Raw genomic sequence first — 3758 nt, forward strand, 5'->3', positions numbered from 1 at the left:
AGCTCATGAGCCTGCTCCTCATATGTCGTTACAGATACGGCCGGTTCAGGTTGGGGGCCGCGCCGGGGCAGTTTGGGGGGAAACTGCCCCGGCACGGGGTCTGGGGTCCCTGCTTTTCAGGCGAGGGAGAGGAAGAGCTTTTCCAGCTCTTTTTTGTCCATGGTGGTGTCTTTACGGACGATGCACTGCTCAAGGCCGCTGGCGATGATGGCGAACCCGGCCCTGTCCAGGGCCTTCGAGACTGCCGCCAGCTGGGTGACGATGTCCTTGCAGTCCTTCCCTTCCTCCAGCATGCGGGTGACGGCGGCGAGCTGGCCCTGGGCGCGCTTGAGGCGGTTGACCACGGGGGTCAGTTCAGTCGAGTCGAGTTGCATGAGGTCTCCAAAGGTGTGGGGGTCTGGCATCAACTATATACCCCCTAGGGTGTTTTGCATACCCTCTAGGGTATCTGCAATACTGGGTGGGGTATCCACCAACCCCTTTCGAGAGGCCCCCATGACTTCCCTTTCCCCATCCACCGCCATTACCGCCCTGGCGCCGGAGACCTTGCGCAGCTGGGTCGCCGAGCATCAGGACCTTGTGGTCATTGACGTGCGCTCTGCCGCTGAGTTCGAGTCGATGCACATCCGGGGCTCCTATAACGTCCCGCTGCCGTTGCTGTCCGAACACACCGACGAACTGGCCGCCCGCCTGGGCAGCCGCGTCGTCCTCGTCTGTCAGTCCGGAGCCCGCGCCGAGCAGGCGCGTCAGCGCCTCGCCGGTTCCGGCATCGATACGGCCTACGTCCTGACCGGCGGCGTCCCAGGCTTCGCAGCGAGTGGTGGCGACGTGGTCAAGGGCAAGGACCGTTGGGACCTGGAGCGGCAGGTCCGCCTCGCCGCCGGGTCCCTGGTGGTTCTGGGCCTTGCAGGGGGTAAGTTCGTTTCCCCTAAGATCCGGACGCTTGCCGGCGTCATCGGGGCAGGCCTGACGTTCTCCGCGGCCACCAACACCTGTGCCATGGGCCAGGCCATCTCGGCGATGCCATGGAACAGGGCCGCCAAGGAGCCCACCCGCGAAAGCGCAATCCTGACCCTTCCTGTCGCTGACGCCCAGGAGGAGGTCAAGGCCTCATGACCGCCCCCCTGATCCTGGTCCTTGCCCTGTCTGTAGTGATCGGGCTCTCGCTCGGCGTCCTGGGCGGCGGCGGATCGATCCTGACCGTCCCGATCCTGGTCTACGTGGCCGGGTTCGATGCCAAGGAAGCCATCGCCGCTTCGCTCTTCGTCGTCGGCGTCACCTCCGCTGTCAGCGTGCTCAGCCACGCCCGCGGGGGCAGGGTGATGTGGCGGACGGGCCTGATCTTCGGCGCAGCCGGGATGGCGGGCGCGTTCGTCGGCGGCCTCCTGGGCGGACATATCCCGGGCCAGGTCCTGCTCATCGCCTTTGCGGTCATGATGGTGGCCACGTCCGTGGCCATGCTTCGCGGCCGGAAGAAAAAGTCCGACGACGGCGCCACGCCGGTCAAGCATGAACTACCCCTGGGCAGGGTGCTGCTGGACGGGGCCGTCGTCGGGCTCGTGACCGGCCTGGTCGGCGCGGGCGGCGGATTCCTTGTGGTCCCGGCCCTGGCACTCCTGGGCGGCCTGCCGATGTCAGTTGCCGTCGGCACGTCGCTGGTAGTCATCGCCATGAAGTCCTTCGCGGGGCTCGCCGGATACCTCACCACCGTGCAGCTGGACTGGGGCATTACCCTCGGCGTGACTGCTGCTGCCATCGTCGGTACCCTTGCCGGCTCCCAGCTGGCCGGACGTATCCCGGAAGCTGCGCTGCGGAAGGCCTTCGGCTGGTTTGTCCTCGCGATGGGAACCTTCGTCCTTGTCCAGCAGGCCCCAGCCGACCTGAGGTGGTTCATCACCGCCGGCGTCGCAGCCCTGACGGCAGCGACCGCCGGCGTCTGCTGGTTCTTCATCAGCTCCTGCCCCCTGCGCAACCGTAGCGGCCGGCGTCGAAACGTTCCCTCCCCCGCCTGAACCCCACCATCACCCCAAACAAGGAGAACACCATGGGCCTCATCAGCTCCCTGAAGAAGGCATTCAGCAAGCCCTACAAAACCATCACGGTCACTGAGGCCAAGGAACTCCTAGGCTCTGGTGCCGCCCTGATCGACGTTCGTACCGTCCAGGAACGGCGCTCCGGACGGGCCCCGCAGGCCAAGCACGTTCCTTTAGACCGCCTCCAGGCCAGCACGGCCGGAATCCAGAAGACCCGGCCCGTGATCGCCATGTGCCAGTCCGGGGTCCGATCCGCTTCCGCCGCCCGCCTGCTTGCTGAAAAGGGCTATGAGGCATATTCCCTGCGCGGTGGCATGGGCGCCTGGCGCCAGGCCGGGGAACCCGTCCGCTAAGGACAACAGCCCCACTATCCGAAGGAACAACTGATGACTGAAATCACCGTCAACGAAGCCGAGCAGCGGCGCTCCACAGCCCGGATCCTCGATGTCCGCGAGGACTTTGAAGTCGCCGACGGCATGATCGCGGGAGCGCTGCACATCCCCATGGGGCAGCTGCAGGAACGACTGTCCGAGCTGGACCCCACAGTCCCCGTCATCGCCGTCTGCCGCAGCGGCAACCGGTCCGCCGCCGTCGCGGACGCACTCAACGGTGCCGGCTTCACCGCCGACACCATGGCCGGCGGCATGATCGCCTGGACCCGCGCAGGCCTCCCCACCACCTGACCCTCCTGCTGAAGATCAGCATCCAACCCTCCACGACACCATCCGGAAGGACACGAACCTCCTCATGGCAACCATCGACATCACTGAACAGAACTTCACAGCGACCCTGGAGAACAACGACATCGTCTTCGTTGATTTCTGGGCAGCCTGGTGCGGCCCCTGCCGCATGTTCGCCCCCACCTACGGTGCCGCCGCCGAACGGCACCCGGACATCACCTTCGCCAAGGTAGACACCGAAGCCGAACAGGCCCTCGCCGCCGCGGCCAGCATCACCTCCATCCCCACCCTGATGGCTTTCAAGGACAAAACCCTGGTCTTCTCCCAGCCCGGAGCGCTCAATGCCACCGGCCTGGAAGAAGTCATCCAGACCGTCAAGAACCTGGACATGGACAAGCTCCGGGCCGGCTCAGCGCAGCAGCACCCCTAACATCCCAACGAAAGACAGCCGGCACACCCAGCATTGCAACATACCCCCAGGGGTATTAGAATTGATGCAGGAACAAGACCCAAACTTCCCCTCACGAAGGAGAGCACCAATGCTTATCGAGCGCATATACGACGAAGACCTCGCCCAGGCCAGCTACCTGATCGGCTGCCAGGCGAACGGGACCGCAGTGGTAGTTGACGGCCGCCGGGACATCGCGGTGTACCAGGATCTGGCCAGGAAGAACGGCATGAAGATCGTGGCGGTCACCGAAACCCACATCCACGCCGATTACCTCTCCGGCACCCGCGAACTCGCGGCCGCCACGGGCGCGAAAATCTACGTCTCCGGCGAAGGCGGCCCGGACTGGCAGTACGGATTCGACGGCGAACGCCTCTATGACGGCGACACCGTCACCATTGGCAACATCAGCATCCAGGCCGTACACACCCCGGGCCACACCCCCGAGCACCTGTCGTTCCTGGTGACCGACGGCGCGTTCAGCGACCAGCCCGGCTACCTGCTCTCCGGCGACTTCGTCTTCTCCGGTGACCTGGGCCGTCCGGACCTGCTCGACGAGGCAGCCGGCGGCGTCGACACCCGCTTCGAGGGCGCCAA

7 protein-coding genes are annotated in these 3758 nt (G+C 65.4%); 6 read left to right on the plus strand and 1 reads right to left on the minus strand.

Annotated elements, in window-relative coordinates; all coding sequences use genetic code 11:
- Window positions 1–116: 116 nt before the first annotated feature.
- Window positions 117–374, minus strand: a complete 258-nt coding sequence (locus NG697_RS20915) for a metal-sensitive transcriptional regulator (RefSeq protein ID WP_252569989.1) — start codon at window positions 372–374, stop codon at window positions 117–119.
- A gap of 121 nt (window positions 375–495) precedes the next feature.
- Here NG697_RS20915 and NG697_RS20920 point away from each other — a divergent pair, with 121 nt between their 5' ends.
- The 6 genes from NG697_RS20920 to NG697_RS20945 all read left to right on the plus strand — a co-directional run.
- Window positions 496–1116 carry a rhodanese-like domain-containing protein gene (locus NG697_RS20920; protein ID WP_252569986.1) on the plus strand — a complete coding sequence of 207 codons (621 nt, stop codon included), beginning with the start codon at window positions 496–498 and terminating at the stop codon, window positions 1114–1116.
- Window positions 1113–2012 carry a sulfite exporter TauE/SafE family protein gene (locus NG697_RS20925; RefSeq protein WP_252615092.1) on the plus strand — a complete coding sequence of 300 codons (900 nt, stop codon included), beginning with the start codon at window positions 1113–1115 and terminating at the stop codon, window positions 2010–2012. The genes NG697_RS20920 and NG697_RS20925 overlap by 4 nt, the downstream gene beginning before the upstream one ends.
- A 32-nt stretch (window positions 2013–2044) precedes the next feature.
- Window positions 2045–2386 carry a rhodanese-like domain-containing protein gene (locus NG697_RS20930; protein ID WP_252615093.1) on the plus strand — a complete coding sequence of 114 codons (342 nt, stop codon included), beginning with the start codon at window positions 2045–2047 and terminating at the stop codon, window positions 2384–2386.
- A 33-nt stretch (window positions 2387–2419) separates the two neighbouring features.
- The gene (locus NG697_RS20935; protein ID WP_252615094.1) at window positions 2420–2716 is read left to right on the plus strand and encodes a rhodanese-like domain-containing protein; all 297 of its coding nucleotides are present in this window, start codon (window positions 2420–2422) and stop codon (window positions 2714–2716) included.
- A 64-nt stretch (window positions 2717–2780) separates the two neighbouring features.
- Window positions 2781–3143 carry a thioredoxin gene (gene trxA, locus NG697_RS20940; RefSeq protein WP_252615095.1) on the plus strand — a complete coding sequence of 121 codons (363 nt, stop codon included), beginning with the start codon at window positions 2781–2783 and terminating at the stop codon, window positions 3141–3143.
- Between the two features lie 109 nt (window positions 3144–3252).
- On the plus strand, window positions 3253–3758 hold a 506-nt coding region (locus NG697_RS20945; RefSeq protein WP_252615096.1), incomplete at its 3' end, for an MBL fold metallo-hydrolase.

The sequence above is a fragment of the Pseudarthrobacter raffinosi genome, from assembly GCF_023913835.1.
GTDB classification, from domain to species: Bacteria; Actinomycetota; Actinomycetes; order Actinomycetales; family Micrococcaceae; genus Arthrobacter; species Arthrobacter raffinosi.